28 protein-coding genes and 1 tRNA gene are annotated in these 24,745 nt (G+C 65.4%); 11 read left to right on the forward strand and 18 right to left on the reverse strand.

Annotation, left to right across the window (positions count from 1 at the left end):
* Positions 1 to 5: 5 nt before the first annotated feature.
* Positions 6 to 82: transfer RNA gene (locus tag BJP32_RS11180), tRNA-Met, on the forward strand.
* Positions 83 to 276: 194 nt separating this feature from the next.
* Here the strand turns inward: BJP32_RS11180 and BJP32_RS11185 are convergent.
* Together BJP32_RS11185 and BJP32_RS11190 are read right to left on the reverse strand one after the other, a co-directional pair.
* Positions 277 to 495 carry a hypothetical protein gene (locus BJP32_RS11185; RefSeq protein ID WP_003164248.1) on the reverse strand — a complete coding sequence of 73 codons (219 nt, stop codon included), beginning with the start codon at positions 493 to 495 and terminating at the stop codon, positions 277 to 279.
* A 207-nt stretch (positions 496 to 702) separates the two neighbouring features.
* Positions 703 to 942, reverse strand: coding sequence for a hypothetical protein (locus BJP32_RS11190; RefSeq protein ID WP_046654561.1), 240 nt, complete (start codon positions 940 to 942; stop codon positions 703 to 705).
* A 211-nt stretch (positions 943 to 1,153) separates the two neighbouring features.
* Between BJP32_RS11190 and BJP32_RS11195 the strand changes: the two genes are divergently transcribed.
* A complete protein-coding gene (locus BJP32_RS11195) occupies positions 1,154 to 1,441 on the forward strand; it encodes a SemiSWEET family sugar transporter (RefSeq protein ID WP_076224084.1) in 288 nt (95 codons plus the stop codon).
* A gap of 3 nt (positions 1,442 to 1,444) precedes the next feature.
* Here BJP32_RS11195 and BJP32_RS11200 read toward each other — a convergent pair whose 3' ends face one another.
* Genes BJP32_RS11200 through BJP32_RS11215 form a run of 4 tightly spaced genes read right to left on the reverse strand, consistent with a single transcriptional unit; the run spans position 1,445 to position 7,369 of the window.
* Positions 1,445 to 2,584, reverse strand: a complete 1,140-nt coding sequence (locus BJP32_RS11200) for a hybrid sensor histidine kinase/response regulator (protein ID WP_076224086.1) — start codon at positions 2,582 to 2,584, stop codon at positions 1,445 to 1,447.
* Positions 2,581 to 3,156, reverse strand: coding sequence for a chemotaxis protein CheB (locus tag BJP32_RS11205; RefSeq protein ID WP_046654565.1), 576 nt, complete (start codon positions 3,154 to 3,156; stop codon positions 2,581 to 2,583). The genes BJP32_RS11200 and BJP32_RS11205 overlap by 4 nt, the downstream gene beginning before the upstream one ends.
* Positions 3,153 to 3,977 carry a protein-glutamate O-methyltransferase CheR gene (locus BJP32_RS11210; protein WP_076224088.1) on the reverse strand — a complete coding sequence of 275 codons (825 nt, stop codon included), beginning with the start codon at positions 3,975 to 3,977 and terminating at the stop codon, positions 3,153 to 3,155. Before BJP32_RS11210 ends, BJP32_RS11205 begins: the two co-directional genes overlap by 4 nt.
* Positions 3,978 to 3,985: 8 nt before the next feature.
* Complete coding sequence (locus BJP32_RS11215) at positions 3,986 to 7,369, reverse strand: response regulator (RefSeq protein ID WP_076224089.1); 3,384 nt, start codon at positions 7,367 to 7,369, stop codon at positions 3,986 to 3,988.
* Positions 7,370 to 7,584: 215 nt separating this feature from the next.
* Between BJP32_RS11215 and BJP32_RS11220 the strand changes: the two genes are divergently transcribed.
* On the forward strand, positions 7,585 to 8,190 hold the full coding sequence (locus tag BJP32_RS11220; protein ID WP_046654600.1) for a cysteine hydrolase family protein: 606 nt from the start codon (positions 7,585 to 7,587) through the stop codon (positions 8,188 to 8,190).
* On the opposite strand, the gene BJP32_RS11225 is transcribed toward BJP32_RS11220, so the two are convergent.
* The 3 genes from BJP32_RS11225 to BJP32_RS11235 are packed head-to-tail and all read right to left on the reverse strand — an operon-like array spanning position 8,187 to position 10,778.
* The gene (locus BJP32_RS11225; protein ID WP_046654570.1) at positions 8,187 to 9,200 is read right to left on the reverse strand and encodes a DNA topoisomerase IB; all 1,014 of its coding nucleotides are present in this window, start codon (positions 9,198 to 9,200) and stop codon (positions 8,187 to 8,189) included. The genes BJP32_RS11220 and BJP32_RS11225 overlap by 4 nt on opposite strands.
* Positions 9,201 to 9,258: 58 nt before the next feature.
* The gene (locus tag BJP32_RS11230) at positions 9,259 to 9,960 is read right to left on the reverse strand and encodes a Crp/Fnr family transcriptional regulator (protein WP_052748118.1); all 702 of its coding nucleotides are present in this window, start codon (positions 9,958 to 9,960) and stop codon (positions 9,259 to 9,261) included.
* A 56-nt stretch (positions 9,961 to 10,016) separates the two neighbouring features.
* Positions 10,017 to 10,778, reverse strand: a complete 762-nt coding sequence (locus BJP32_RS11235; RefSeq protein ID WP_076224091.1) for a Crp/Fnr family transcriptional regulator — start codon at positions 10,776 to 10,778, stop codon at positions 10,017 to 10,019.
* Between the two features lie 441 nt (positions 10,779 to 11,219).
* Between BJP32_RS11235 and BJP32_RS11240 the strand changes: the two genes are divergently transcribed.
* Positions 11,220 to 11,948 carry a Crp/Fnr family transcriptional regulator gene (locus tag BJP32_RS11240; RefSeq protein ID WP_046654573.1) on the forward strand — a complete coding sequence of 243 codons (729 nt, stop codon included), beginning with the start codon at positions 11,220 to 11,222 and terminating at the stop codon, positions 11,946 to 11,948.
* Between the two features lie 47 nt (positions 11,949 to 11,995).
* Here BJP32_RS11240 and BJP32_RS11245 read toward each other — a convergent pair whose 3' ends face one another.
* The 5 genes from BJP32_RS11245 to BJP32_RS11265 all read right to left on the reverse strand — a co-directional run bounded on the left by BJP32_RS11245 (position 11,996) and on the right by BJP32_RS11265 (position 15,053).
* The gene (locus BJP32_RS11245) at positions 11,996 to 12,496 is read right to left on the reverse strand and encodes a ferritin-like domain-containing protein (protein ID WP_046654575.1); all 501 of its coding nucleotides are present in this window, start codon (positions 12,494 to 12,496) and stop codon (positions 11,996 to 11,998) included.
* 208 nt (positions 12,497 to 12,704) lie between these two features.
* Positions 12,705 to 13,301 (reverse strand): DUF4142 domain-containing protein, encoded by a 597-nt coding sequence (locus BJP32_RS11250; protein ID WP_233126815.1) that lies wholly within the window; start codon positions 13,299 to 13,301, stop codon positions 12,705 to 12,707.
* Positions 13,302 to 13,319: 18 nt separating this feature from the next.
* Positions 13,320 to 13,559 (reverse strand): hypothetical protein, encoded by a 240-nt coding sequence (locus BJP32_RS11255; protein ID WP_003164263.1) that lies wholly within the window; start codon positions 13,557 to 13,559, stop codon positions 13,320 to 13,322.
* Positions 13,560 to 13,689: 130 nt separating this feature from the next.
* Positions 13,690 to 13,884: a hypothetical protein gene (locus BJP32_RS11260; protein ID WP_233126816.1), complete on the reverse strand. Its 195-nt coding sequence runs from the start codon at positions 13,882 to 13,884 to the stop codon at positions 13,690 to 13,692.
* A gap of 71 nt (positions 13,885 to 13,955) precedes the next feature.
* Complete coding sequence (locus BJP32_RS11265; protein WP_076224093.1) at positions 13,956 to 15,053, reverse strand: flavodoxin family protein; 1,098 nt, start codon at positions 15,051 to 15,053, stop codon at positions 13,956 to 13,958.
* 127 nt (positions 15,054 to 15,180) lie between these two features.
* Here BJP32_RS11265 and BJP32_RS11270 point away from each other — a divergent pair, with 127 nt between their 5' ends.
* A complete protein-coding gene (locus BJP32_RS11270) occupies positions 15,181 to 16,074 on the forward strand; it encodes an SDR family oxidoreductase (RefSeq protein ID WP_076224095.1) in 894 nt (297 codons plus the stop codon).
* Between the two features lie 2 nt (positions 16,075 to 16,076).
* Here BJP32_RS11270 and BJP32_RS11275 read toward each other — a convergent pair whose 3' ends face one another.
* Both BJP32_RS11275 and BJP32_RS11280 read right to left on the reverse strand, forming a co-directional pair.
* The gene (locus tag BJP32_RS11275; RefSeq protein ID WP_198398627.1) at positions 16,077 to 16,868 is read right to left on the reverse strand and encodes a metallophosphoesterase; all 792 of its coding nucleotides are present in this window, start codon (positions 16,866 to 16,868) and stop codon (positions 16,077 to 16,079) included.
* A complete protein-coding gene (locus BJP32_RS11280; protein WP_076224271.1) occupies positions 16,852 to 17,631 on the reverse strand; it encodes a nucleotidyltransferase family protein in 780 nt (259 codons plus the stop codon). The genes BJP32_RS11275 and BJP32_RS11280 overlap by 17 nt, the downstream gene beginning before the upstream one ends.
* A gap of 110 nt (positions 17,632 to 17,741) precedes the next feature.
* On the opposite strand from BJP32_RS11280, the gene BJP32_RS11285 reads away from it, so the two are divergent.
* Both BJP32_RS11285 and BJP32_RS11290 read left to right on the forward strand, forming a co-directional pair.
* Positions 17,742 to 18,464, forward strand: coding sequence for a cytochrome c oxidase assembly protein (locus tag BJP32_RS11285; RefSeq protein ID WP_076224096.1), 723 nt, complete (start codon positions 17,742 to 17,744; stop codon positions 18,462 to 18,464).
* Positions 18,461 to 19,177: a cytochrome b gene (locus tag BJP32_RS11290; RefSeq protein WP_046654582.1), complete on the forward strand. Its 717-nt coding sequence runs from the start codon at positions 18,461 to 18,463 to the stop codon at positions 19,175 to 19,177. The genes BJP32_RS11285 and BJP32_RS11290 overlap by 4 nt, the downstream gene beginning before the upstream one ends.
* On the opposite strand, the gene BJP32_RS11295 is transcribed toward BJP32_RS11290, so the two are convergent.
* Together BJP32_RS11295 and BJP32_RS11300 are read right to left on the reverse strand one after the other, a co-directional pair.
* Complete coding sequence (locus BJP32_RS11295) at positions 19,174 to 19,620, reverse strand: DUF305 domain-containing protein (RefSeq protein ID WP_003164271.1); 447 nt, start codon at positions 19,618 to 19,620, stop codon at positions 19,174 to 19,176. The genes BJP32_RS11290 and BJP32_RS11295 overlap by 4 nt on opposite strands.
* 72 nt (positions 19,621 to 19,692) lie before the next feature.
* A complete protein-coding gene (locus BJP32_RS11300) occupies positions 19,693 to 20,424 on the reverse strand; it encodes a c-type cytochrome (RefSeq protein ID WP_143255459.1) in 732 nt (243 codons plus the stop codon).
* Positions 20,425 to 20,561: 137 nt separating this feature from the next.
* Between BJP32_RS11300 and BJP32_RS11305 the strand changes: the two genes are divergently transcribed.
* Genes BJP32_RS11305 through BJP32_RS11320 form a run of 4 tightly spaced genes read left to right on the forward strand, consistent with a single transcriptional unit; the run spans position 20,562 to position 24,697 of the window.
* On the forward strand, positions 20,562 to 20,921 hold the full coding sequence (locus tag BJP32_RS11305; protein ID WP_233126817.1) for a cytochrome c family protein: 360 nt from the start codon (positions 20,562 to 20,564) through the stop codon (positions 20,919 to 20,921).
* Complete coding sequence (gene coxB / locus BJP32_RS11310; RefSeq protein WP_076224102.1) at positions 20,911 to 21,861, forward strand: cytochrome c oxidase subunit II; 951 nt, start codon at positions 20,911 to 20,913, stop codon at positions 21,859 to 21,861. The genes BJP32_RS11305 and coxB overlap by 11 nt, the downstream gene beginning before the upstream one ends.
* Complete coding sequence (locus BJP32_RS11315; RefSeq protein WP_076224103.1) at positions 21,858 to 24,404, forward strand: cbb3-type cytochrome c oxidase subunit I; 2,547 nt, start codon at positions 21,858 to 21,860, stop codon at positions 24,402 to 24,404. Before coxB ends, BJP32_RS11315 begins: the two co-directional genes overlap by 4 nt.
* The gene (locus BJP32_RS11320) at positions 24,401 to 24,697 is read left to right on the forward strand and encodes a hypothetical protein (RefSeq protein ID WP_076224105.1); all 297 of its coding nucleotides are present in this window, start codon (positions 24,401 to 24,403) and stop codon (positions 24,695 to 24,697) included. Before BJP32_RS11315 ends, BJP32_RS11320 begins: the two co-directional genes overlap by 4 nt.
* The last annotated feature ends 48 nt before the right edge of the window (positions 24,698 to 24,745 follow it).

Here is a 24,745-nt window from a genome sequence, read left to right on the forward strand (position 1 = left end):
CTTGCCGCGGGATGGAGCAGCCCGGTAGCTCGTCAGGCTCATAACCTGAAGGTCGCAGGTTCAAATCCTGCTCCCGCACCCAAGCTTACAAAGCCCCGTAGCCAAAAGCTCCGGGGCTTTCTGCTGTCTGCGCCCTAAACAATGAGAATACGGGCTCGCTCTCTGGGCCCGCGATCCGCCTGCTTATGACTACGGTCTGGTCCTTCCTCCTAATGGAGTCGACAGGGTCGGTTGTTTCAGCCGGGCGGCAGGGAAGTGGTTCCCCCGCCGAGCTGCCTACGTGCCCGTGCCGAAGCCCTTGGGACCGCCGGCTCCGGCGGCTCCATCGCCGCCGGTTGAAGGCGTGGCGTTTCTGTCGGCGGGATTATTGTTCGCTAAGGGGTCTTGATTGGTTCCCGTCTTCCGGGCCTGACGACCAGCCTCGACTTCTTCGCCCTTCAGATCGGGAGCGTCGGCTTGATCACGGTTGGGGTCATTGGGTTGGACGTCGGTCATTATGATCTCCTGTTGGTTGAATAGAGCCAATCAACAGGCGCTGAGCCTGTTCCTGCGGCCCCGCTACACGATAAGTTTTGGGAAGCGGTCGGAACCTCAGCGTGAAATCGGATCGGGCCAGCCGCTGGGAAGGCGCAAGGGCGCCTATTCGCGGACGCTCTTTGACGATTTCGACGCCGAGAACGGTGAAGAGGACTGAGGTCAGAGCTAAGCACGCGCCTTCTTCAAGCGTTCCTGCAGAGCCTTCCGCTGCGCCTCGTAGGCCTGTCGCTCGTCGTCGCATCGCGTACGCAGGGCTTGCAGCTCCTCATCCCATCGTCGCGTCGCCTGGCCATGCATGGTGTCGAGGTCGTCTAGGGCGAGTTGCGCCTTCTCGACCTCTGTCCGGTCAGCCGCGTCTGGCTGTTCCACCTTGGGGGCGCCCTTGTCGCAGGGGGGCTTGATCATGGTCTTCTCCTTCTGGCGTCTGGAGAGAAGACGAAGGGAAAGGGGATGTTCCTTTTCGCGTTGGGGCATGTGATGCACGACTCTCGGTCAGGCTTCAGCCTCTGTCGACGTCATCCAGCAGGCTCGGACAGTTCGGCGTCATTCGACGATGCTTGCTTTGAAACGGCGGGAGCCCCTTGGAACAGCCCTGCAGGCGTCACGTTGGCTGATCATGGCTGAAGATGTCGCAAACTTAATAGGCTCGGCTGCGGCGCTCTGCTCAATCACCAGTTTTGCGCCTCAGGGCTATAAGATCTGGCGGGAGCGTGATGCATCGGCAGTCAGTCTGAAGACCTATTCGCTGACCGTCAGTTGTTTCATTCTGTGGACGATCTATGGCGTCATTGTCTCGGCTTGGCCGGTAGCGTTCGCCAACGCCTGCGCCTTGTTCATGGCGTCAGGCGTTTTGCTCATGAAATGGCGTTTCAGAGGCAGAAAGCCGGGCGCAACGCCGCCCTGAACATCACGCGGCGATAGGCAGGCGCACCGTGAAGCAACTGCCTTGACCGGGGCCTTCGCTGGCCAGTTCTATCGCGCCGTCATGCATCTCGACCAGTTGTTTGACCAGCGCCAGGCCGATGCCGAGGCCCTCACGCGAACGATCGTCGGGGCCTTTGGATTGGGTGAACAGATCGAAGATGCGACCTTGCATGTCATGCGCCACGCCCACGCCGTTGTCGGCGATGTCGATCCGCACGTGGTCCTGATCGACGTCGGCCGAGACGCGGATCTGACCTTCAGGCGGCGTGTATTTGGCGGCGTTGGTGAGCAGGTTGCTGACCACCTGCGAGAGGCGCGTGAAGTCCCCTTTCAACCACAGGGGCTGGGCAGGCAGGGCGACCGTGAGGTCATGCGCCCCGGCCTCGATCTTGGGGCGACTCGTGTCGACAGCGGACTCGATGATGCTCTGCAGGCTGATGCGCTCGCGCTTGAGGGAAATCTTGCCTTGGTCGATCCGGGCGACATCCAGCAGATCTTCGATCAGGCGCGAGAGGTGGTGGGCCTGAACCTCCATGCGCGCGTGGATGCCGGCTTTCACCCGCTCGTCAGACTGACGCTCCAGCAGTTGAAGGCCGGCCCGCAGAGCCATGATCGGATTGCGCAACTCATGGCCCAGCATGGCGATGAAGTCGTTCTTGCGCCGATCGGCGGCGCGCAGGGCGTTGGCGGAGGCCTCCAACTCGTTGCGTTGGGCGAGGATTTCCATCCGCTGGCGATAGAGGTCGATGAAGACCTTCGCCTTGCTGCGCAGGATGTCCGTTTCGACCGGCTTCTGGATGAAGTCCACCGCGCCGGCCTCGTAGCCCCTGAAGCGACGCTGCAGGTCCGCGCTTCCCGCCGTGACGAAGATGATGGGGACGTGGCGCGCGTTCACATTGCCGCGCATGAACTCAGCCAGTTGGAATCCGTCCATGCCCGGCATCTGCACGTCCACCAGCGCCAGGGCCACGTCGTGAACCAGCAGCAATTCCAGAGCCTCATCGCCCGAGCGGGCCTTCAGGCAGACCACGCCCTCACGCTTCAGTAGCGCCTCCAGCGCGAGCAGGTTCTCTTCAAGGTCGTCGACCAGCAGAAGATGGATCGGCTGTTCCGGGCTGGTCATGCTTTTCCGAGACCTTTCAGATGTTCGGCGATGCGTTCGAGCGGCAGGGCGAGGGCTGCGTCGCAGGCGTTGCGGGCGGCCTGGGGCATGGCCTGGGCGTAGGCGGCGGCGGGCTCCTCCACCAGGGCGATCCCGCCCGCAGCGGCGACGGCGCTCAGTCCTGCGGCGCCGTCCTCGTTGGCGCCGGTCAGGATCACGCCGGTGAGGCCGGCGCCGTAGGCGTCCGCCGCGCTCTCGAACAGCACGTCGATGGAGGGGCGGGAGTAGTTGACGGCTTCGTCGGAAGACAGGGCCAGATCGCCGTTGCTCTCTACCAGCAGATGGTAGTCCGAAGGGGCGAAATAGACCACGCCGGGACGGGCGGTCTCCTTGTCTTCTGCCTCCTTGACCTCAAGCCGGCATTTGGCCTCGAACAGAGGGGCCAGCACGTTGCCGCGGTCGGCCGGGACGTGCAGGACGATGAAGATCGGCCAGGGAAAGTCCGCCGGCAGCGTCGGCAGAAGAGTGAGCAGCGCCTGCACGCCTCCGGCGGAGGCGCCGATCGCCACGGCCTGGTCCGGGGAGGGACTCACGGTTCGCGTTTCCTGTAGATCTTCTCCGCCGAGACGAACTCCGAAAAGGCGGCCGCATGGCGCGAGAAGCGCAGGTTCTCCTTTGATCCGATGCCCAGAAAGCCGTTGCGCGCCAGGGAATCCTGGAACAGGCCCACCGCGCGATCCTGAAGCCCCCGGTCGAAATAGATCATGACGTTGCGGCAGGAGATGAGCTGCATCTCCGCGAAGACGGCGTCCGTAACCAGGCTGTGGTCCGAAAAGACGACATTGGCGCGCAGCGACTTGTCGAAGACAGCCCGGCCGTAGTCCGCCGTATAATAGTCGGACAGCGACGATCGCCCGCCGGACTTCTGATGGTTCTCTGTGAACTTGCGTATGCGATCGAGGGGATAGATCCCGGCTTCGGCGGCGCGCAGGGCGTCAGGATTGATATCGGTGGCGTAGAAGAGGGTGCGGTCAAACAGGCCTTCCTCACGGAAAAGGATGGCCATGGAGTAGAGTTCCTCTCCAGCGCTGCAGCCCGCGATCCAGACCTTGAGCGAAGGATAGGTGCGCAGGTGGGGTAAAACCTGCTCGCGCAGGGCGCGGAAATAGTCGGGATCACGGAACATCTCGCTGACCTGAACGGTCAGGAAGGCGAGCAGACGCGGCAACATTTCGGGGTCGTGCAGCACGCGTTCCTGCAGGGCCGTCAGGCTCGGCATGCCGAAATGGCTGCGCGCCTGAAGCAGGCGGCGCTTGATCGACGCCCGCGCATAATGGCGAAAGTCATAGTGGTAGCGTTGAAACAGCGCCTCCAGCAGAAGCCCGATCTCGATGTCCTCGATCTCGTTCGTCATGGCGGAACTCAGCGGGGCATCCAGACACGGACCAGGGACAGCAGCTTGTCCACGTCCAACGGTTTAGCCATGTAGTCGTTCGCCCCGGCCGCCATGCAGCGTTCCTGGTCGTCCGGCATGGCCTTGGCGGTCAGCATCAGCACCGGCAGCGTATTCCAGCGCGGATCCTTTCTCAGCTCGCGCGTGGCCGCCAGACCGTCCATGACCGGCATCATCACGTCCATCAGCACCAGGTCGACGGCCTTCGACGGGTCGGTCGAGGATCGCTCCAGGGCCTCAAGCGCCTCCTTGCCGTTGCGGGCGATCTCGATCATGGCTCCGCGCGGTTCTAGGACGTTGGTCAGGGAGTAGACGTTGCGGACGTCGTCCTCGACGATCAGAATCCGACGCCCCTCCAGCACGGCGTCGCGGTTGCGGGCCTTGCGGATCATCTTCTGCTGCTCGGGCGGCAGCTCCGACACCACCTGGTGCAGGAAGAGGGACACTTCGTCGAGCAGGCGTTCCGGCGACTTTGCGCCCTTGATGATGATGGAGCTGGAATAGCGGCGCAGCTGCTGCTCGTGATCGGGCGATAGATCGCGTCCTGTATAGACGATCACCGGCGGGAAGCCGTGGCCGCCTTCGCGGCTGAGGGTCTCGAGCAGGGAAAAGCCCGACGCGTCCGGCAAGGTCAGGTCCAGCACCATGCAGTCGAAGGTCTGGCTTCTGAGTTGTTCCAGGCACTCGGCGGCGGTGCCCACGCCTACGGTCTCCACATCGCCTGAGGCCAGCAGGCGGCTCACAGCGTCGCGCTGGACCACGTCGTCCTCGACGATCAGCACGCGACGCACGGTGCGGGTCAGCTTGTCCTCCAGGGTGCGCAGAACCTCGGCGAGATCTTCGCGCTTCACCGGCTTGACCAGATAGCCGATGGCGCCCAGCGACAGGGCGGTCTGGCTGTGATCCTCGGCCGAGACGACGTGGATCGGAATGTGACGGGTGTCGTCGTCGCGCTTCAGCACATCCAGAACGGTCAGGCCCGACTGGTCGGGCAGGCCCACGTCCAGCACGACCGCGCTGGGGCGATGGCGCTTGGCCAGCTTGAGGGCCTCCTGCGCCGTGCCCGCCACAATGCACTGGAAGCCCAGCTCGCGGGACAGGTCGCGGACGATGGCGGCGAAGCGGTCGTCATCCTCCACCACCAACAGCAGGCGGCGCGTCCCGGCCAGATGATCGCGGTCGTCCTCTATGCTTGCCGGCACATGAGACAGGCGGCGCTCGGGAGTTGCGTCCGATGGGGACGAAATTTCCGGGGCAGGGGCGGGCGTTTCGCGAGAGGCGACCTGCGCTGCGTCATAGGTGCGCGGCAGAGAAAGGGTAAAGACGCTGCCTTCGCCCAGTCTGCTTTCCAGCCTGATCCGCCCGCCAAGCAGACGCGCCAGTTCGCGCGAGATCGACAGGCCCAGGCCTGTGCCGCCGTATCTGCGGCTGATCGTTCCGTCAGCCTGCTGAAAGGCATCGAAAACGCCCTTCTGCTGCTCGGGCGATATGCCGATGCCGGTATCCGACACGGCGAAGGCGATCCTGTCGCCGGGCTGGGCCGATATGCTCAGCTTTACCTTGCCGCTTTCCGTAAACTTGAAGGCGTTCGACAGCAGGTTCTTGAGGATCTGCTCCAGCCGTTGACGGTCTGTCTCCATCAGGTCGGCTCCGGCGTCCAACTCGATGTCGAAAGCCAGGCCGCGATCGTCCGCCACCGGCTGGAAGAGTTGGCGCACGTCTTCGGTCAACCGCTGCATCGAAACCGCTTCGGGACGCGCCTGGATGTGACCGGCTTCAATCTTGGATAGGTCGAGGATGTCGTTGATCAGGGCCAGCAGGTCATTGCCGGACGACTGAATGGTGCGAGCGTAGTTGACCTGGTCCTCAGACAGCGTCCCCTCCGGGTTGTCCGCCAGCAGCTTGGACAGGATCAGCAGCGAGTTGAGCGGGGTGCGCAACTCATGGGACATGTTGGCCAGGAAATCGGATTTGTACTGGCTGGCCTGTTCCAGTTCGCGCGCCTTCAGCGTCAAAGCCGAGGCGCCGCGCTCCAGATCGTCGCGCTGGGTCTCCAGAAGTTGGGCCTGCTCCTCCAACTGGCTGTTGGTCTGCTCCAGCTCCGCCTGTTGCTGCTCGAGACGCGTCTGGGACTCCTTCAGCGCGCGGCCCTGCTCCTCCAGCTCTTCATTGGAGACGCGAAGCTCTTCGCTCTGGACCTGAAGTTCTTCGGCCTGGCGTTGGGTTTCCTCCAGCATGTTCTGCAACTGGGCGCGGTAGCGAGCGGATCGCAAAGCCGTGCCTATGGCGGGGCCCGCCTCTTCGAGCAGCGCCATGAGCCGTTCGTCAGGCGCGTGAAGGAAACCGAGCTCCAGAACCGCATTGACGGCTCCGTCCGCTCGCGCCGGGGCGAGCACCAGGTGCCGAGGCTTGTCGCGGCCCAGAGCTGAACCGATCGTCAGATAGCCTTCAGGCACGTCGGACAGGGTCAGAACCTGACCTTCAGCCGCCACCTGACCGAGCAGCCCCTCACGCAGACCGAAGCGCTCTGCGATGGGAGCGTCAGACGGCACGCCGAGGGCGGCGACGCGCCGGTAGAGGCCGCCTTCGCCCTTGAACAGCGCGCCGGCCTGCACGCCGGCATAACGCCCCAGATAGGCGAGGATGCTGTCCGCGAGTTGTTCCAGGGACTGATCTCCCATCATGGCGGCGGCCAGGCCGACCTGCCCTTCGTGCAGCCATTCCTGGCGGGCGCGCGCTTGCGCGCTGCGGCGGATCAGAATGAAGACGACAAGCGTCAGCGCCGCTCCCAGCAGGCCGGAAAGCACGCCGCTGATCAGCGCCGTCCGATAGGCGGCGTCCATTTCGTTCAGGCGCAGTTGGCGCACCCGCTGCTCTTCCTGGCGCAGGAGCGTGATCTGGGCGCGGACCGCATCCATTTCACGCTTGCCCTGGTCCGTCGCCATGCGCGCCAGGGCGGCTTGCATCCCCTCGGTGCGGCGCGTCTGAAGGGTGGCTCCCAATTCAGCCATCTTGGCGTCGATGCGGCGTCGCAGTTGGCGCAGATGAGCTTGCTGGGTCGGGCTGTCCTTCGTCAGATCGCCGACCTCGTCCAGACGTCGAGCCAAGTCCCGGCTCGCGGCTTCATAGGGCTGCAGATACTGAAGGTCGCCCGTCAGCAGATAGCCACGTTGCCCCGTCTCCGCATCCTGAGCGGCGGACAGTACTTCATCGACCGCGACGATCACCCGGTGCGTATGGATGATCTGTTGGTTGTTGGCCCGCAAGACTTCCACGTTGCGCCAGGCGACGACGCCGGTGGCGAAAAAGAAGGCGAGAACAAGGGCCAGCCCCAGCGTCGCCCAGGCTTCCATTTTTGAGCCCGTAGACGGGCGACGTGGCGATTTCATCAATCTGCGAACCTTGGCGAGCCTCGGGAACGCCCTGCCTACAGGCGGGGGCGAAGCGTGCAATAACCTATGCTGGACTCATCGCACAGGCTGGGCGAAGAGCGAGGCTGGGGGCGCCTGTTCGCCCTATGTTCGAGCCCGTCAAGGGAACCCTCTGCGAGCATGAGCTTTGGCTGCCTATGGCTTCCGGCATCCACTTTGGCCCCATACCGGCAAACGCCGTCCATCTGTGCGTGGACATGCAAAGACTGTTCGCGGAGGACACGCCGTGGCGCACGCCCTGGATGCCGCGCGTCCTGCCTGTGATCGTGCATCTGTGCGAGCGCAAGGCCGAGCGTACCTGTTTCACCCGGTTCATCCCCGCCCGCTCGGCCGATGAGGGGCGGGGAGCCTGGCGTCGGTATTGGCGGCGATGGGCCTCGATGACGCTTGAAAATCTGGGGGAGGAACGGGTGGAGCTTCTGCCCGAGTTGCAGGCATTCGCTCCGCCCGGACAGGTGCTGGACAAGGCGCACTATTCTCCCTGGGTCGACACGGGTCTGGCGTCGGCACTGATGGCGAGCCAGGTCGACACCTTGGTGGTGACGGGCGCCGAGACCGACATGTGCGTGCTGGCGACCGTTCTGGGCGCCGTGGATCTGGGTTTTCGCGTGGTGGTGGTGTCGGACGCTCTGTGCAGTTCCTCAGACCAGTCGCATGACGCCTTGCTGGGTCTTTATCACGACCGTTTCGGCCAGCAGATCGAGACGGCGGAATGCGACGAAGTTCTTGATGCCTGGATCTAGGCGGGGCCGCCCAGCAATCGCGCGAGGCTCGAATCGAAACTCTGGGCGTCTGGACCAGGCAGTAGGGTTGTGATGCTTCCGGTTTCATAAAGTTCAATCACGCGCGGGTGCACATAGGAGGCCCGGCAGACCGTCGGCGTATTGCCAAGCAGGCCCGCGATCGTTCTCATGCAGGCTGTGACGTTGCGCCGGGCTTCGGTCTGGGACGTGGGGAGGGCCATCTCGCAGAAGGCGCGGGCGGCGGACACGGTGGCCGCCCAGGTCCGGAAGTCCTTGGCGGAGAACTGATCCCCCATGGCCTCGCGGATATAGGCGTTCACGTCGTCTGAACTGATCGGCTTCAGAACGCCTTCGGCGTCGCGGTATTTGAAGAGGTGCTGGCCGGGCAGGCCTTCCAACCCGCGCATGACACGCGCCAGACGCCGGTCGCTGACCTTGACGCAGTGTTCCTTGCCGCTCTTGCCCCGGAACTCGAAGATCAGGGCCGAACCGTCGACTTCCAGGTGGCGTTTGCGCAAGGTCGTCAGGCCAAAACTGCGGTTCTGGCGGGCATAGGCGGCGTTGCCGACGCGGATCAGGGTGATCTCCAGCAGACGGACGGCCGACGCCACGACCTTCTCCTTGCAGGGCCCCCGGCGCGATAGATCGTTCTCCACCCGCGCGTGCAGCCGCGGCAGGCGGCGAGCGAAATCAGGCAGGCGGGCGAACTTGTGCGAGGCGGCCTGAGCCGTCCATTCGGCGTGATAGCGATACTGCTTGCGGCCGCGCGCATCGCGTCCCGTCGCCTGGATATGGCCGTTCGGGTCAGGACAGATCCAGACGTCCCGCCACGCAGGCGGAATGGCCAGGGCGTGGATGCGCTTGAGGATGCCCTGATCGCGGACCAGGCGGCCTTTGGCGTCACGGTAGCAGAAACCTCGCCCGCTCCGGCGACGCGTGAGGCCCGGAGTCTCGTTGCTGGACCAGATCAGTCCGTCGGAAGACGGCGGCTGGGGCGCACTCGTCGGCATCACTGCGGCTCTGGCTGAGTTTGGGTCTAGGCAACGCCAGAGCGCAGCTTCGGCTCCCTCATGCGGCGCCGCAGCGGCACGAAAAATCTGAGAGGCTGTCGGCGTCCAGGATAGACGCCTTGCCGCGGCTGAAGCGCACAGCGCCCATCGTCTGCAGGTTGCTGGCGGCGGCGTTGATGCTCGTTCTTTGGACGCCGAGCATGGCGGCCAACTGGGCCTGCGTCAGGCGAAGCGACGCGCCGTTGCCGCCGTGGTGCAGGCGAAGCAACCATTTCGCCAGACGCTCCGACACGCGGTGCGAAGCATTGCAGGCGGCTTCCTGTTCCAGAAACGTCAAACGCTGAACCGCCTGAAGAGCGATGAAACGCGACAGCCAGTCGTAGCCCAGCGCTTCGCGGACGGCGGCGGCTGGAACGCGAAACAGCCGAACATCCAAAAGCGGGCGCACGTCGGCGCCGCTGCCGCTGGAGCCCAGGGCGTGATCCCAGCCGTAGACGGAGCCGGAGACGATCGGCGCCACGCAGACGTCGCTGGCGGCGGGAAAGACGCCCAGAACCCCCGACAGAATGAACCAGAGGTGGTCCCTGTCCAGCGGGGTCTGTGCATCGCCTGACAGGTCGAGCTCTACGCCCTCGGCGATCAGACGCTGTTGGGCGTCCGACGGCAGGGCGCGATAGACCGGATGGTCGTGGATGTTGGGCCGGGAACGGCCGATAGGCCGTGCGGACGAGGGGAGAACGGCGGCTGAATCTGCGGGCATGGGGCCTCCTGACCTGAAGCCCTGCCACGGAAGCCTAAGATCCCCACTTACATGGGTTAGTCGCGACTGGGCGGTGCATCCGCGAGATCGTCCGCGATGCTGAGCCCCGCGGCCAAGGCCAGACCCTGCAGGTCAGGCAGGATGGCCCGCCCGGTCCGGTAGTCGACCAGGCCCGCCCGTCGGAGCTGCTGCAGCGTGCGATTTATATGCACGGCGCTGAGCCCCAGGATGTCCGCCAGCATGTCCTGGGTCAGAGGGAGATGAAGAACGCCGGGCTCGGCGGCGCCGAGGCGGCTTTGCCGCTCGTACAATTCCAGCAGAAGGTGGGCGGTCCGCTCATAGGCGCTGAGACGCCCCAGACGGATCACGTGCCGCGCCAGGCGCAGACGCTCCGCAGAGCGGACCTGGCGCCAGGCTTCCAGCAATCGGGGGCTGACGTCGACGCTTTCCGAAATCGCCTCCCACAGCAGGGAGGCGTCGAGGGTGGAAGCGTCGGTAAGGGCCCAGACCGCCATGTCGGCGTCCACGGCGTCGGCGGCCAGAATGACGTCGCCAGGCAGGCTGAGGCCCACGATCTGCCGCCGGCCGTCTTCCAGCATGGCACCGCGCGCGATCCAGCCGCGGGCCACCACGCGGGCGTCCTGACGTTCGGGATGAAGAGACACCGACCCGCCAGGCGGGTGGACCAGCGCCGGACCGTGGAACCAGCCGCGGACCCGATCGACGTCGGCGGGCGACAGCGCGACGAAGCTGGACAGCATACGTTCCAGCGACGCCGCAGCTATGTCTACATCATCTTGATAAGACTGATTCTTCATCCCCCTGACCAACAGCACGGCCAGAGGTGTTTCGTTCTTTACATAGGTTAGTCGGAACGCTCGAACGTCACGCTTGCGACATCGTCATCAGAGCTCTTTTAGGCGCGGTAGTAGGAATCCGAGCAAAGGGTGCGAAGCTGCCTCCACGTGGCCTTGCCTTCCAGTTGGAAGAGCTCAGCCTGGGTATACCGATCTGAGATCAGGGCCTTTCGCACTTCGCTAGGGATACGGAAACGCCCGCTGCGAGCCAACTCGAAGGCGCGCTCGATAACTGGTGTTCTATTCACGATACAAACTCCCCTGTTACGGGAAGACAATGCGGCTCAGGCCTCGCGGTTCTCTGTGTCGCATTTGCGGCCCCCGGGAACACCGGCGGCTTCCCCAGCCGCGCAACATTCGCGAAGAATCGGCGTTGTGTTTCCGCCAACGTAGGGGAGCGAGATGCACGATCACAGCCGTCTTCTGGAGAACAAGCTGGAGCGCCGCGACGTCATCACGGACTGCGAACGGCAGGCCTTGCGAAGCGTGCTGACCCATGTGGTTCTGAAGCCCGCCGGCAGCGACATCGTTTCCCAGGACGCTTTGGTCGATCATTCCAGTCTGGTCGTCGACGGCTTCTGCGCGCGTTATCGCGATCTGAGCGACGGAAGGCGGCAGTATACCCAGATCAACCTGCCTGGCGACTTCATCGACCTGCACGGCTTCGTTCTCAAGCGTGTCGATCATGGCGTGCGTGCGCTGTCAGACTGCCTGATCGCCGAAGCGCCGCACGACCGGCTGCGCAACCTGACTGAAGAGCATCCGCATCTCACGCGCTTGCTGTGGCTGGAGACGGTGGTGGACGCCGCGATGCACCGCGAATGGCTGCTGGCGCTGGGTCGGCAGGAGGCGCTGGAGCGGACGGCCCTGCTGGTGTGCGAAATCTACGCCCGCCTGGAAGCGGTGGGTCTGGCGCGTGACGGCGCCTTTCGCTTTCCCATAATACAGGCCGAGATTGCGGATTTGCTCGGCATGTCCGCCGTGCACGTGAACCGTACGTTGAAGGTCATGCGCGAGGCCGGATGGCTGGAGTGGACGGGATCTGAGGTTCGCATCCTGGAATGGGATCGTCTGGCGGACGCGGCCGAATTCAATCCCTCCTATCTGCGGCTGGAGCGGCTGCCGGTTTAGCGCCGAATGACGGCCCGCCGCTGATCAGGCGGCGGGGCCGTCGGAATTCAGGCGGCGGGCTTCAACGCCTCGGCGTTGATCGCGGCGTCGGCGATGGCCGTCAGATCATCGTCGGTCTGGCTCTCTTCCTGCAGAGTTTCATCAAGCAGTTTGACGGCGTCCTTCAGCCCCATCACCTCGGCCCAGCGCTTGAGCGTGCCGTAGCGGGTGATCTCATAATGCTCGACCGCCTGGGCGGCGGCCAGCAGGCCGGCGTCCAGCGCCGCCGAACCCTTGTACTCTTCGGCGATCTCGTCGCCCTCGGCCAGGATGCCTTCGATGGCGTCGCAGGTCTTGCCGCGTGCGGGCTTGCCGATGATCTCGAACACCTGTTGCAGGCGTTCGATCTGCCCTTCCGTCTGCTCGCGGTGCTTTTCAAAGGCCGCCTTGAGATCGGGCGACTGGGCGGCGCGCGCCATCTTCGGCAGGGATTTCAGGATCTTGCGCTCAGCGTAATAGATGTCGCGCAAGGTGTCGTGAAACAGGGTCTGCAGCGTTTTCTCAGCCATGGGGCTCTCCTGAATATGAAAGGGGAGCCTGCGAAGCGGCAGGCGCACATGCGCGTTCCTAATGTTCGGATATGAACAGGGGCGGGCGCAACGGAACCCTTGCGAATTGGACGGCCTGGCCAATGCCGAAGGCGGCGGGGAGCCGTTGAATAGAAGAAGGGGCGGACTGCAGTCCGCCCCTTCGCGCCTTTTTATCTTTCGGCCGGCGTCAGCCGACCTGGTTGGATTGCAACTGCTTGGCGCGCTCCAGGTGGGCTTCGATCTTGGGCAGGACGGTGCGGGCGTGCTCCGCCAGGGCAGGGGCGTCCGTTTTGTCCGAGAAGCCGCGATGCAGGGTGACGGCCTCCTCATGGGCGGCGACCTGCTGGTCGATATAGGTTTTGTCGAAGTCCGCCGCCGAGGCTGAGCGCAGGTTGTCGATCAGGCCCTTGCGGCGCTGATCCAGCTCGGTCGGCAAGGTCGTGTCCGGCGCAGCCTGCCCGGCAGCGGCCTTTAGAGCGGTCGAGGCGGCTGTATGGTCCGTCTTGATCATCTGCGCCAGTTCCTTGACCTGGGCGTTCTTCGATCGCTCCATGGCGATGTCGGCGGCCTGAATCTCGTACATGTCGCCCATGGCGGCGTTCGGGACATAGGCGCTGACCATATTGGCGCCCATGGTCGCCGCCGAGGTCTGGCCCACTGGCTCGGAAACGGCGTCCTGCGCCTTGTCGACGGCTTCGGACCCTTGCTGTTGATTACAGGCGGCCAGGGTGAGAGCGGCCGCTGAAACGGCCAGGACGGCGGCGGTTTGCTTCATCATCATCATTTTAAACTCCTTGGGTGATCAGGACTTGGCGGCCATGCCGGGCGTGACGGGGGCCAGTTCTTCCGCCTGAGTTTTGGGCGGGGGCGCGTCGGCGTGCTGAAGGCCGTCGTCCGGCGTTTCGCGGATGGACAGCACGGCCTCGTGAACGCGCATCAGCGGGGCAGCGGCGTCAATGGCCTGGGCGTCGGTAGGCGAGGCCACCCGCAGGCGTCTTTGAGGGCCGCTGTCGCTGCCGACCACGACTTCATAGAAGCGCATGGCGGTCTCCCGTCGCGGGGACGCCCGGGGGGCGGCGATTGCGATCGATCATGTCTTTAATCCTCCCTGTGACGGGAGCTTAAGCGGCGGGACGCGGCGGTGTTCCAAATGCTCAAGCCTGGACATGCCGTCACATGGCGCGTTCCAGCGGAGCTTCGGCGCCGGTCATTCGTGCATCGGGAGTTTTTGTTTGTGTGCGGAGAAAACCGGTCGCCGCCGTGGCCAGGTAGACGACGAACAACAGGGCCAGAAGGGCTCCGACGAGCATCAACAGCTGGCGCGGGCGTCGCAAAATCGGCGGTTTTTCCTTGTTTGCAAGCGGCAAAGAGAACTCCTTTCGTATTGATAGGAGAAGGAAACGACGCCGAGCCTGTTCCATACGGCGCCGGTCAGTCCCTATTTTTGCCGCGGGGATTTTAGGCTAGATTCAAAGGGCTTTGAGGGGCGGTTGCCCCGGGCCAGCACGGCCAGGGTCAGTTTCTCGGCCGTCAGCCGCACTTCATCTTGAACGGCGGGATCGCGATCCAAGGCGTCATGGCTGGTGGCGTAAGGCTCCCAATAGCCAATGTAACGATCGATCTCGGCGCCGGCCGGCGACAGCTCCATCGAAACCAGCCAGTCGGACAGAGAGCGACGCACGTTCTCGGCGCCTTCCGCATCGCCATGAACGACCAGGGCGAAACGCCGACCCGCCAAATGGCGGGGATAGGGCCAGTCGGCTAACTCCAGCGCCTTGGCCATCGGAACGGTCTTGCCGTGCGTCGTGGTGGGGTCGGGATTGCCGCCGTCGGCGCAGACCAGCCGGTCCATCATCAGCTTGAACGGGCTGGAGGCGTGATACCAGTTGACCGGGGTGACGATCAGGACGCCGTGCGCGCGGACCCACATCGGATAGATGTCATTCATCCAGTCGTGGACCTGGCCCAGGTTGTAGTTGGGATAGCAGCTGCACGGCCAATGGCAGAGGGCCGCTGCGGTGGAGAAGCAGGCCTTGCAGGGATGAATTTCCCGGCCGTATTCCGACGCCAGGCGTGACAGGTCGAGAACTTCAGTCTCCACGCCCGCGTGACCTTCCACAACTTGGCGGGCGATCTGGACCAGACGCCAGCTCTTGGACATTTCGCCGGGGCAGGTGTGCTCGGAACGGCTGGAAGCGTTGATGATCAGGATGCGCGCGGGCATGGCGGCGTCGTCATGCTGCGCCTCGGCGGCGCGGAGAGCTTTGTGGGCGTCCAGCCAGTCCAGCGCCAACTCATAGTCCGGCTCGGCGAAGCTCGGACCGGCGGGGCGCGTCAGCGGCGATTTCCGACCCCCGATGTAGCCGTCCCAGGCTGCGGCGGCCAGGCGGTCGATCTCGTCGCGCAGAGGATCGAAGGCGGGGTCCGCGAACCGGCTGCGGAAGCGGGTTTCAAAGGTTGCGCGGTCCAGTTCCGGGCTGGGCATGCCTTTGCGCGGTTCAGGGACGGCTGGAGCGTGGGGAACAGAATCTGGCATGCGGCTTCTCCGGCTCGGGTGCGTCGGAAACGTCGCGTCTGAAGACGACGTTCCGCCGCAGGAGGGGAACGCGCGGACAGAGGGCGACTTAGGAAGGCACGCCCTTCAAACGTCTACAGGAGCCGTCATGTCCGACCGTCTGACAATGCAGGATCCCCGTCACCAGTATCCGCGTCCGCCATTTCCGCGGCAGCCGCAACCGGCGCCCGGACTGGCGGCTGAGATGGAGCCCAGTCCCGATCATGGGGAGGAGAGCTATCGCGGCCACGGGCGGCTGAAGGGGCGTCGCGCTCTGATAACCGGGGCCGATTCCGGCATCGGCCGCGCCATCGCCATCGCCTACGCCCGCGAAGGGGCCGATGTCGCCGTCTCCTATCTGCCCTCCGAGGAGGCCGACGCGCGCGAGGTGATCGCCCTGATTGAGGCCGAAGGCGTCAAGGCGCTGGCCCTGCCCGGCGACGTGCGTGACGAGGTGTGGAATGCGACCATGGTGGCGCGCACGCTTGAGGCCTTCGGCGGCCTGGACATCCTGGTCGTCAACGCGGGGCGCCAGCAGTTCCGCGAGGACGTAGGCGAGGTCTCGACCGAGGATTTCGACGCCACGCTGAAGACCAATCTCTACGCCCTGCACTGGTTGTGTCAGGCGGCGACGCCGCACCTGCCGCCGGGCGCGGCGGTCATCACCACGGCCTCGATCCAAGCCTATGAACCGTCGGACATCCTGCTCGACTACGCCACCACCAAGGGCGGGATCGTCACCTACACCAAGGCCCTGGCCAAGCAACTGATCGAGAAGGGCGTGCGGGTGAACGCCGTGGCGCCGGGGCCCTTCTGGACGGTTCTGCAGCCCAGCGGCGGCCAGCCTCAGGAGAAGGTCGAGAAATTCGGGGCTCACAGCGCCTTCGGCCGCCCGGGCCAGCCGGTCGAGATCGCGCCCGTCTACGTTCTGTTGGCGTCGCAGGAAGCCAGCTTCGTCACGGGCGAGGTCTGGGGCGTCACCGGCGGCGCCGGGATCGCCTGAGCTCAGACCTCGAATACGCGATAGGGCGTGTCGCCCAGCGCCCGCAGCACGGGCAGGGCGACGTTGTAGACCGGGACGCCGCGCGCAGTGCGGCCTTCCGGCGCCCCGCGATGCGCATGGCCGTGCACCACCAGCTTGACGTTCTCATAGCGATCGACGACCTCAGCCAGCCGCGATGAGCCGAGGAAGGCGTGGATTTCCGGCGGCTCGCCGATCACCGTGTCGACCACCGGCGCATAGTGGAGAAGCACGACGCTCCGTTCGGTGCGCAGGGTGCGGATGGAGTTCTCGATGAGGTTGGCGTCCTCCACCGCCTCATTGACGAAGGTCTTCACCGAGGCCTCGCCGAACGAACTGAGCATGTAGCGGCCGAAGCCGCCCACGAAGCCTTTTCCCCCGGCGAACCCGACGCCGTCGATCTCATAGGCCTCGCCGGTCAGCATCTTCACGCCGGCTTCAGTCAGCATGCGGGCCACCTCAAGAGGTTGGCCGCACTCGTGCTCGTGATTGCCCAGCACGCCGACCATGGGGATGCGGCAGGCGCGCAGATCCTCCAGCAGGTTCTCCACCTCGACCGTCTTGCCGAAATTGACCAGGTCGCCGCACAGGCAAAGCACGTCCGCATCTTCATGCACCCGGTCGAACAGGTCGCGATAGGCGCGATGCGAGGTCTCGCCGACGTGCAGATCGCCGACGGCGGCGACGCGAAGCTTCTTCTTCGGTCCGGCTTCCATGCCGGGTTGAGGCGTCTGGCTTTCAGCGGCGGGGCCGGCGGGTTCAGGCGACGGGGTCATGGCGTTCCTCCAGGCCCTTGCCCACCACGTCGCCGAAGCCCCATTCGGAGATGTCGGCGATGTAGTCTCTGGGGCTGAACAGGCGACCGCGACAGACCTTTACGCGCGGCGCCGGCAGATCGACCTGAGCCTGAAGGCGGCCGATCAGCTCCGTCATCAGCCACGCCGGCACCAGGCTGCGCTCCGTGGGATAGGCGAAGCGGAAGTTGAGCAGATGCGCCATCAGCACCTCCCAATAGAGGTCCATCTGATCCAGAAGCGACTTCCAGTCGATGGCGTCGGCCTGCTTGAGAATGACGTGGTTCACATCGGCGCCGTCGTAGCGATAGCGGTCCTGAATGAAGGCCTTGGACAGGATCAGGGCGGTCGGCGGGGTGATCGTCACCTCATGCCCGTAGACGGTGATGCGATCCGGCCCGAACCAACTGTCGGAGACGGCGATGGTGCCGTTCGACATGGCGAAGATGACGTCAAAGAAGTGCTTGTCGTCCTTCCAGACCTTGGCGATCCAGCGTTCGTCCTCGACGTCGGTGCGATAGCCGCGCGCCTGGAAGAAGGCCAGAATCCGGGGGTAGTCGCCGGGCTTGCAGAAGACGTCCAGATCCTTGGTCGGCCGACGGATTCCGGTATAGGCCGTCACGGCGTAGGTGCCCGAGAGCAGGAAAGGAACGCCGGATTCCTTCAGCAGACGCAAGGACTCTTCATAAAAGGCCTGGGCTTCTGCGGGAGGCTCGAAGGCGGGGTCGGCGACGGTATCGGACATGAGCGGGTTCCTGAACAGGGCATGGAAACGGCGCATGGCGAAACCGGGTTCCGCGTCGTTTGAGCCAGCAGGAGCGGTGAACCGTCGCTGCGCGGAGGCGTTGGCCCAGGATGGTCGATGCCGTCTGGACACCTTATTGCGGGCCCGCGCCCGATCCGATCGAGGCGCTGAGCCGCTGGAACGGCGATCCGATTCTCTGGGTCGTTCTGACGGCTGCGACGGTCGCGGGGCTGGTTCTGCTGCGCGGGCCGGAAAGGGGGCGATATACGGCTGCGATGACCGTGCTGGTGATCGGTTTCATCTCGCCTCTGTGCGCGCTGAGTTCGGCGTTGTTCACCGCACGGACGTTGCACCACCTGCTTCTGATGCTGGCGGCGGCCCCGTTGCTGGCCCTTTGTGTGCCGGCGATGAGAAAGCCGAGGCTGGCGACGGCGACGGCCGCGCAGGCGGTGATCTTCTGGGCCTGGCATGCGCCGGGCCTCTATGCCCAGGCCCTGTCGCATGATGCGATCTACTGGTTGATGCAGTTCACTATTCTAGGCAGCGCAGTCTGGTTCTGGGCGGCCGTGCGCAGCGCCAGAGGCCATGCGGCCGTCGCCGCATTGCTGGCGGCCATGCTGCTGATGGGGCTTCTGGGCGCCCTGATCGTGTTCGCGGGCCAGCCCCTCTATGCGCCGCATTTCGCCAGCACCATGGCTTGGAACATGACGCCGCTGGAGGACCAGCAGGCGGCCGGGCTCATCATGTGGGCGCCGGCGGCGGCGGCCTATCTCCTGGTCGCCCTGTGGCGGATTCACGGTCTGCTGAAGCCGGCAGGCGAGGCGGCGGCATGATCGACCGGCTGATCGCCCAGGCGCTGGAGTGGGCAGCCGGTCATCATGATGAGGGGCGCTATTCCCCCGTGGCCATCTGGTTTCACTGGATCATGGCAGGTCTGGTCGTGTTCCAGTTGGGCTGGGGCTGGTGGATGGGGCGGTTGCCGGTCGGCGGCGAGAAGGTCGCCGCCTATGAGGTCCATTTCGCCGTCGGCGTGCTGATGCTGTTGCTGGTGATCGGCCGCCTGACCTGGCGGCTGGTCGCGCCGGACCTGATCAATGACGCAGACAAGCCGGGGTGGGAAAGCACGGCGGCCCGCGTCACCCACTATGTGTTCTACGTCTGTCTGTTCGGCCTGCCGTTGTCGGGTTGGGCGATGGTCTCCGCGACGGCGCGAAACACCCAGTTGGAGGCGGCGGGCTTCATTCCATGGCCGCTGTTGCCGATGCAGAATTTGTCGAACCGCCAGCTGTGGGCGGTCGAGGCTGCGGCGGAGTGGATGCACTGGGCGTTGATTGTCGCTCTTCTGCTGATGATCCCGATCCATGCGGGGGCGGCGCTGAAGCATCACCTGATCGACCGCGACGACGTCTTTCACGCCATGCTGCCGGTCGTGCCTCAACTGAGGCCGCGCCGCACGCGATGGCAGCGACGATGGCGCGCGCTGGAGAAAAGGATCGCGACGACCGTTCGGGGGCTGCGGCGCGGCCGCACCCGCTCCCAGGTCTAGAGTCGGTCCAGGATCGCCTGCATTTGGGCGATCTCCCGCTCTTGAGCGACGATGATTTCATCGCACAGGGCGATCAGTTCAGGGTCGGTCAACTTGGCCTTTCCGCACATCAGGATCGCCCCGGAATGATGGGGGATCATGCCGCGGATCAGTTCCTGGTCGTTAATGGCCGCCTGGGTGCGCATGGCGTAGAAGCTGGCGGCGAATACGACGGCGGCGACTCCGATGATGATCCAGTTGGCGCGTCTGTTCTGGAACATCGAACGCATCGACAGCAGCATGACCACGGCCATCGGCGCGACCATCATCAGCGTCATATAGACGTTGTTCAGGTTGAAGCGGAAATGATCGAGCGTCGCGATCATGGTGAACATCACCAGATACATGATGACGAAGTCGATCAGCAGTTCGATTGCGAGATTGCGATAGCTGTGGGCGTGCATCGGCGGCCTCCACCGGGTTGTTCTAGTCGTGAGACAACCAATCGCTGGGCGCGTGGCCTGTTCCCGATGAGTTCAGCCGCCATCGGAGCGGGCCGGGCGGCGAATCTCGCGCGACGCGGCCGGGCGCGCCGCAGCAGCGACCGAGGCGGCGCGGGCGATCGACGCTTCGGCGCGGACCGGGGAGGGCGGCTGGGTCGACAGCCAGGCGGCGATGGCGCGGGCTTCGTCGTCCGTCAGCCGTTGGACGGCGGCGGCCATGACGCCGCGCGGGTCGTTTCGCCGCTCGCCGGACTTCCAGCGGTCAATCTGTTCCAGCGTATAGGCGGCGGGCTGCCCGGCCACGATCGGCTGACCTTCGCCCGCGCCCTGGCCGTCAACGCCGTGGCAGGCGGCGCAGGCGGTGACGCCGCGGGCCGCGTCTCCGGTCAGCCAGATCGGAGGCGGGGATACGGTTGAAGCTCGCACGGCGGGCGCGGGCAGTCCGGCGTACCAGGCCGCCACGGTCCGGCGCGCGTCCTGATCCAGACCCTTGGCCACCCGGGTCATGACGTCGTCGGGGCGCAGGCCGCTGGCGTAGTCCTCCATCTGTTTCTGCAGATAGCCCTGGTCCAGACCGGCCAGACGCGGCGTCGAGACGCCGTCGCCTTCGCCCTTCAGGCCGTGGCAGGTGAAACAGGCTTTGGCCGCGCCGCCCGCGCCGCCACCCATGGCGATGATCTCGCCGGACGCCTGAAAGGCGCGATCAGTTACGCCCGGCGTCGTATCGCAGGCGGCGAGGGGCAATCCCAGAAAAACGAGGAGCAAGGCGCGCACCCTGATCCAACACCGGCTTTGCGGCGCCGGTTCCGCCTCGGAACCCCTGGCCGCCCGGCGGATTGGTTCTGGCGAAGCGGAAAGGGGCCGGATGCTGTCATGTCGCGACGATGGGGAAGATAGGGGCTGTGGTTTCAGCCGCCGGCCTGCTGGGCCTCGCCGCCTGCGCGGACAAGGCTGGGGCGCCGCGCGACCTGGCGGGCGCCGACGCGGTCGAGGGGCTGCGCCTGATCCGGACCCAGGGCTGCGGCGCCTGCCACGTCATTCCCGGCGTGGCCTGGCCCGAGGGGCGGACCGGCGGATCGCTGGCGGGCGTGGGGGCGCGGCCGATGATCGCCGGGCGACTGTCGAACCAGCCTGCGGTCATGGCCGCCTTCGTGCGCGACGCGCCGTCGTTGCTGCCCGACACCGGCATGCCGCCCATGCCCCTGACACAAGCCGAAGCCCGCGACATAGCGGCCTATCTCTATACGCTCGATGACGACTGAGACGCCGGACATGCTGGGCGGCTGGCCGCCGCCGGTGCTGGACCCCGCTGGGCCGTTCGCCGGGCCGGTGACGGTCGTCGCCTGGGTGCTGTTCGTCATGGGCGCGGTGGTGCTGGCCGTCGTCTTGATCGCGCTGGGCGTCGCCCTGTTCGGGCCGAGGAAGTGGAAACGTCGCGTCGGCGGCGAGCGCCTAGTCTGGATCGGCGGCCTGGCCTTTCCGGTGGTCGTGCTGACGGGCCTGCTGATCTACGGCCTCAGCGTCACCGCGCGCGTGTCGGATGCGCCGCGCGGCGGCGAGATGCGCGTGCGCGTCACCGGGGAGATGTGGTGGTGGCGCGTGGCCTATCTGGACGACCAGGGCCGCGAAAAGGTCCAGGACGCCAATGAGGTTCACATCCCCGTCGGCCGCCCGGTGGTGGTCGAACTGGAGAGCGCCGACGTCATCCATAGCCTGTGGGTGCCGCGCCTGGGCGGCAAGACGGACATGATCCCAGGCCGTCGCAACTTCATGCGCCTGCAGGCTGACAAGCCGGGCGTTTATGCGGGACAGTGCGCGGAGTATTGCGGCGGACCTCACGCCCTGATGGGCTTCGTCGTCGTCGCCCATGCTGAGGCCGACTTCGAGGCCTGGCGGGCCAGGCAGGCCGCGCCCGCCGCGCCGTCCGCCCTGCCGGGCGCGGCGGTGTTCGGCGCCTCGGGCTGCGGCGCCTGCCATACCATACGCGGAACGGAGGCCAACGGCCTGGCCGGGCCGGACCTGACCCATGTCGGTTCGCGCCAGACGCTGGGCGCGGGCATCCTGCCCAACAATCAGGGCACGATGGCGGGCTGGATCGCCGACAGCCAGGGGATAAAGCCGGGCAATCGCATGCCGTCCTATCCAGTGCTGACCGGGCGCGAGCTGCGCGACCTGGCCGCCTATCTGGACAGTCTGAAATGACGTCGGAAACCGGCTTCGACGTCCGCAAATACGATCGCTTTCCCACCGAAGAGCCGCGTCCTGACGGCGAGCTGGAGCAACTGGAGGCCGCCTGGTGCGGTCCGCGCCGTCCCGGCGAGTGGATCACGGCGATCAACAACAACATCATCGGCGTCTATTACGTCGGCGCGGCCATGCTGTTCTTCGTGCTGGCGGGGGTGCTGGCGCTGCTGATGCGCACCCAGCTTGCGCTGCCGATGACCGGCTTCCTGCCGCAGGAGACCTACAACCAGATCTTCACCATGCACGGTACGGTGATGATGTTCCTGTTCGCCGTGCCGGCGGTCGAGGCGTTGGGCGTGCTGCTGTTGCCGCAGATGCTGGGGGCGCGAGACCTGCCGTTTCCGCGCCTGGGGGCCTACGCCTTCTGGGCCTATCTGATCGGCGGCCTGGCCTTCTTCTGCTCCCTGTTCTTCGGCCTGGCGCCGGACGGGGGATGGTTCATGTATCCGCCGCTGACCGGCATGACCTATTCGCCGGGGATCAACGCCGACTTCTGGCTGCTGGGCATCGGTTTCATCGAGATCTCGGCCATCGCCGGAGCAATCGAGATCATCGTCGGCGTGCTCAAGACGCGCGCGCCCGGCATGACGCTGGACAAGCTGCCGGTCTTCGCCTGGGCCATGCTGATCTTCGCCTGCATGATCATCATCGCCTTTCCCTCGGTGATCCTGGCGACCTTGCTGCTGGAACTGGAGAGGGCGCTGGGCTGGCCCTTCTTCGACCCGCTAAAGGGCGGCGATCCCATGCTGTGGCAGCACCTGTTCTGGTTCTTCGGCCACCCGGAGGTCTACATCATCTTCCTGCCGGCGGCCGGGGCCATGTCGACCATCATCCCCGCAATGGCGCGCACGAAGCTGGTCGGCCATCCCCTCGTGGTCATGGCCATGCTGGCGACCGGCTTCATCAGCTTCGGCGTGTGGGCGCACCACATGTTCACCACCGGCATGCCGCAGATCAGCATCAACTACTTCAGCGCCGCCTCCATGGCGGTCAGCGTGCCCGCCGGTGTGCAGGTCTTCGCCTGGATCGCCACCATAGCGGCCGGAAGGATGCGCTTCACCACGCCCGGCCTGTTCGCCGTGGGCGGCCTAGTCATCTTCGTCATGGGCGGGCTGACTGGGGTCATGGTCGCCATGGTGCCCTTCGACTGGCAGGCCCACGACAGCTACTTCATCGTCGCCCACCTGCATTACGTCCTGATCGGCGGCATGGTCTTTCCCATGTTCGCGGCCATCTACTACTGGCTGCCCATGTCCAGCGTCCGGCCGCTGAGCGAGCGCATGGGCAGATGGGTCTTCTGGCTGATGTTCGCCGGGCACAACATCGCTTTCATGCCGATGCATCTGACTGGGCTGATGGGGATGCCGCGTCGAGTCTACACCTATCTGCCGGGGCGGGGGTGGGATCTGCCCAACTTCATCTCCACCGTCGGGGCCTTCCTGTTCGGCCTGGCGGTCCTGCTGTGGGTCGTCGACATGATCCGCAACTTCCGCCCCTTCGGCCCGCGCGAGGCGGGCAATATCCACGACGGCCCAGGACTGGAGTGGCTGCCCAGCGGCTATTACTCCGTGCGCTCCGTCCCCGTGGTGAAGAGCCTCTATCCGCTGTGGGAACAGAAGAGCTTGGCGAAGGAGGTGGAGGAGGGGCGCTGGTTCTTGCCCGGCGCGGCGGGAGGCGAGCGCCAGACGCTGGTCACCAGCCCTCTGAACGCTGAGCCGCAGTATGTCTTGCGCCTCCCGCGCCCATCGCCTTGGCACGTGTTCGGCGCTCTTTTCACGGCCGGCTTCTTCCTGATCCTGACCATCCAGGCCTATGTCGCCGCCGTGGTCAGCGGCGTGCTGGCGATCTACTGCATCATGCGCTGGTGCTGGTTTCTGGACGCGCCGCATACCCGCAAGACGACCGACATCGGAGCGGGCGTTCGCGTGCCCAACTATGTCTCCGGTCCGGCCAGCCACGGCTGGTGGGCCATGGTGATCGTGCTGATCGTCGGCGGCATGGTCTGCCTGCTGGCCGGCTTTTCCTACATCTTCCTGTGGAGCCGGCGGCCGGATCTGTGGCAGGCGCCGCCGGAGACGGCGTCGATGATGCTGCATCTGGGCGGTCTGGCCTTAGGAGGGCTGTGCGCCGCAGCGGCGCCGCGCGTTCTGCGCCGGACCGGGAAGGGAGCGGAGACGCTCGCTACGGTTCTTCTGGTCATCAGCGCCATCGGCGCCGCAACGGCGATAGGGCTTGAGCTCCAAGCCTGGTGGACCGCGGGGCTCAAGCCTGACGCCACCAGCCAGGGCGCCGCCGTCTTCGCCCTGCTCGGCTGGTCGGCGACGTTCGCCGGGATCGGGATGTTAATGGGGCTCTACATCCTGTTGCGACGGGCGTTCAGGCGGCTGTCGGCCGAGCGGCCGTCGACGGTAGACCTGATCGGCCTCTTCATGATCTATACGGCGGCGCAGGCGGTGATCGTGATGCTGCTGATCCGACTGTTTCCGGGCTCCGGCGCATGAGGCGCTGGCTGGCCATGACGGCGGGGCTGCTGATCTGGGCCGCGCATTTTCTGGGGCTTTACCTGCTGGCCAGCGCCGCAGACGTGTGGTCCTCGACCGAGGCGGCCGCCGGTCGCTGGATCGGGTTGGGTTTCAGCCTTCTATGTCTGACGCTGATCGCCGCCGCGGCCTTCGCCATGGCGCGGCGTCCGGCGCCGGAGGGGCCGGCTCTTTGGGAGCGGCGTGTCGCCTTAACAGGCGCTCTGGTCGCCGCCGTCGGCGTGACCTGGCAGACCGCACCGCTGGCGTTCTGAGAAATCGCTCCAGCCAAGCTGGATCCTCCCATGAATGGAACATATCAT

Origin of the sequence: Brevundimonas sp. ZS04 (assembly GCF_001956865.1) — a bacterium.
Lineage (GTDB): Bacteria > Pseudomonadota > Alphaproteobacteria > Caulobacterales > Caulobacteraceae > Brevundimonas > Brevundimonas diminuta.

Coding starts and splice junctions, on each gene's coding strand:
- BJP32_RS11185 (WP_003164248.1), bottom strand. CDS start 495: ATGACCGACGTCCAACCCAATGACCCCAACCGTGATCAAGCCGACGCT.
- BJP32_RS11190 (WP_046654561.1), bottom strand. CDS start 942: ATGATCAAGCCCCCCTGCGACAAGGGCGCCCCCAAGGTGGAACAGCCA.
- BJP32_RS11195 (WP_076224084.1), top strand. CDS start 1,154: ATGGCTGAAGATGTCGCAAACTTAATAGGCTCGGCTGCGGCGCTCTGC.
- BJP32_RS11200 (WP_076224086.1), bottom strand. CDS start 2,584: ATGACCAGCCCGGAACAGCCGATCCATCTTCTGCTGGTCGACGACCTT.
- BJP32_RS11210 (WP_076224088.1), bottom strand. CDS start 3,977: ATGACGAACGAGATCGAGGACATCGAGATCGGGCTTCTGCTGGAGGCG.
- BJP32_RS11215 (WP_076224089.1), bottom strand. CDS start 7,369: ATGGAAGCCTGGGCGACGCTGGGGCTGGCCCTTGTTCTCGCCTTCTTT.
- BJP32_RS11220 (WP_046654600.1), top strand. CDS start 7,585: ATGGCTTCCGGCATCCACTTTGGCCCCATACCGGCAAACGCCGTCCAT.
- BJP32_RS11225 (WP_046654570.1), bottom strand. CDS start 9,200: ATGCCGACGAGTGCGCCCCAGCCGCCGTCTTCCGACGGACTGATCTGG.
- BJP32_RS11230 (WP_052748118.1), bottom strand. CDS start 9,960: ATGCCCGCAGATTCAGCCGCCGTTCTCCCCTCGTCCGCACGGCCTATC.
- BJP32_RS11235 (WP_076224091.1), bottom strand. CDS start 10,778: ATGAAGAATCAGTCTTATCAAGATGATGTAGACATAGCTGCGGCGTCG.
- BJP32_RS11240 (WP_046654573.1), top strand. CDS start 11,220: ATGCACGATCACAGCCGTCTTCTGGAGAACAAGCTGGAGCGCCGCGAC.
- BJP32_RS11245 (WP_046654575.1), bottom strand. CDS start 12,496: ATGGCTGAGAAAACGCTGCAGACCCTGTTTCACGACACCTTGCGCGAC.
- BJP32_RS11250 (WP_233126815.1), bottom strand. CDS start 13,301: ATGATGATGATGAAGCAAACCGCCGCCGTCCTGGCCGTTTCAGCGGCC.
- BJP32_RS11255 (WP_003164263.1), bottom strand. CDS start 13,559: ATGCGCTTCTATGAAGTCGTGGTCGGCAGCGACAGCGGCCCTCAAAGA.
- BJP32_RS11265 (WP_076224093.1), bottom strand. CDS start 15,053: ATGCCAGATTCTGTTCCCCACGCTCCAGCCGTCCCTGAACCGCGCAAA.
- BJP32_RS11270 (WP_076224095.1), top strand. CDS start 15,181: ATGTCCGACCGTCTGACAATGCAGGATCCCCGTCACCAGTATCCGCGT.
- BJP32_RS11275 (WP_198398627.1), bottom strand. CDS start 16,868: ATGACCCCGTCGCCTGAACCCGCCGGCCCCGCCGCTGAAAGCCAGACG.
- BJP32_RS11280 (WP_076224271.1), bottom strand. CDS start 17,631: ATGTCCGATACCGTCGCCGACCCCGCCTTCGAGCCTCCCGCAGAAGCC.
- BJP32_RS11285 (WP_076224096.1), top strand. CDS start 17,742: ATGGTCGATGCCGTCTGGACACCTTATTGCGGGCCCGCGCCCGATCCG.
- BJP32_RS11290 (WP_046654582.1), top strand. CDS start 18,461: ATGATCGACCGGCTGATCGCCCAGGCGCTGGAGTGGGCAGCCGGTCAT.
- BJP32_RS11295 (WP_003164271.1), bottom strand. CDS start 19,620: ATGCACGCCCACAGCTATCGCAATCTCGCAATCGAACTGCTGATCGAC.
- coxB (WP_076224102.1), top strand. CDS start 20,911: ATGACGACTGAGACGCCGGACATGCTGGGCGGCTGGCCGCCGCCGGTG.
- BJP32_RS11315 (WP_076224103.1), top strand. CDS start 21,858: ATGACGTCGGAAACCGGCTTCGACGTCCGCAAATACGATCGCTTTCCC.
- BJP32_RS11320 (WP_076224105.1), top strand. CDS start 24,401: ATGAGGCGCTGGCTGGCCATGACGGCGGGGCTGCTGATCTGGGCCGCG.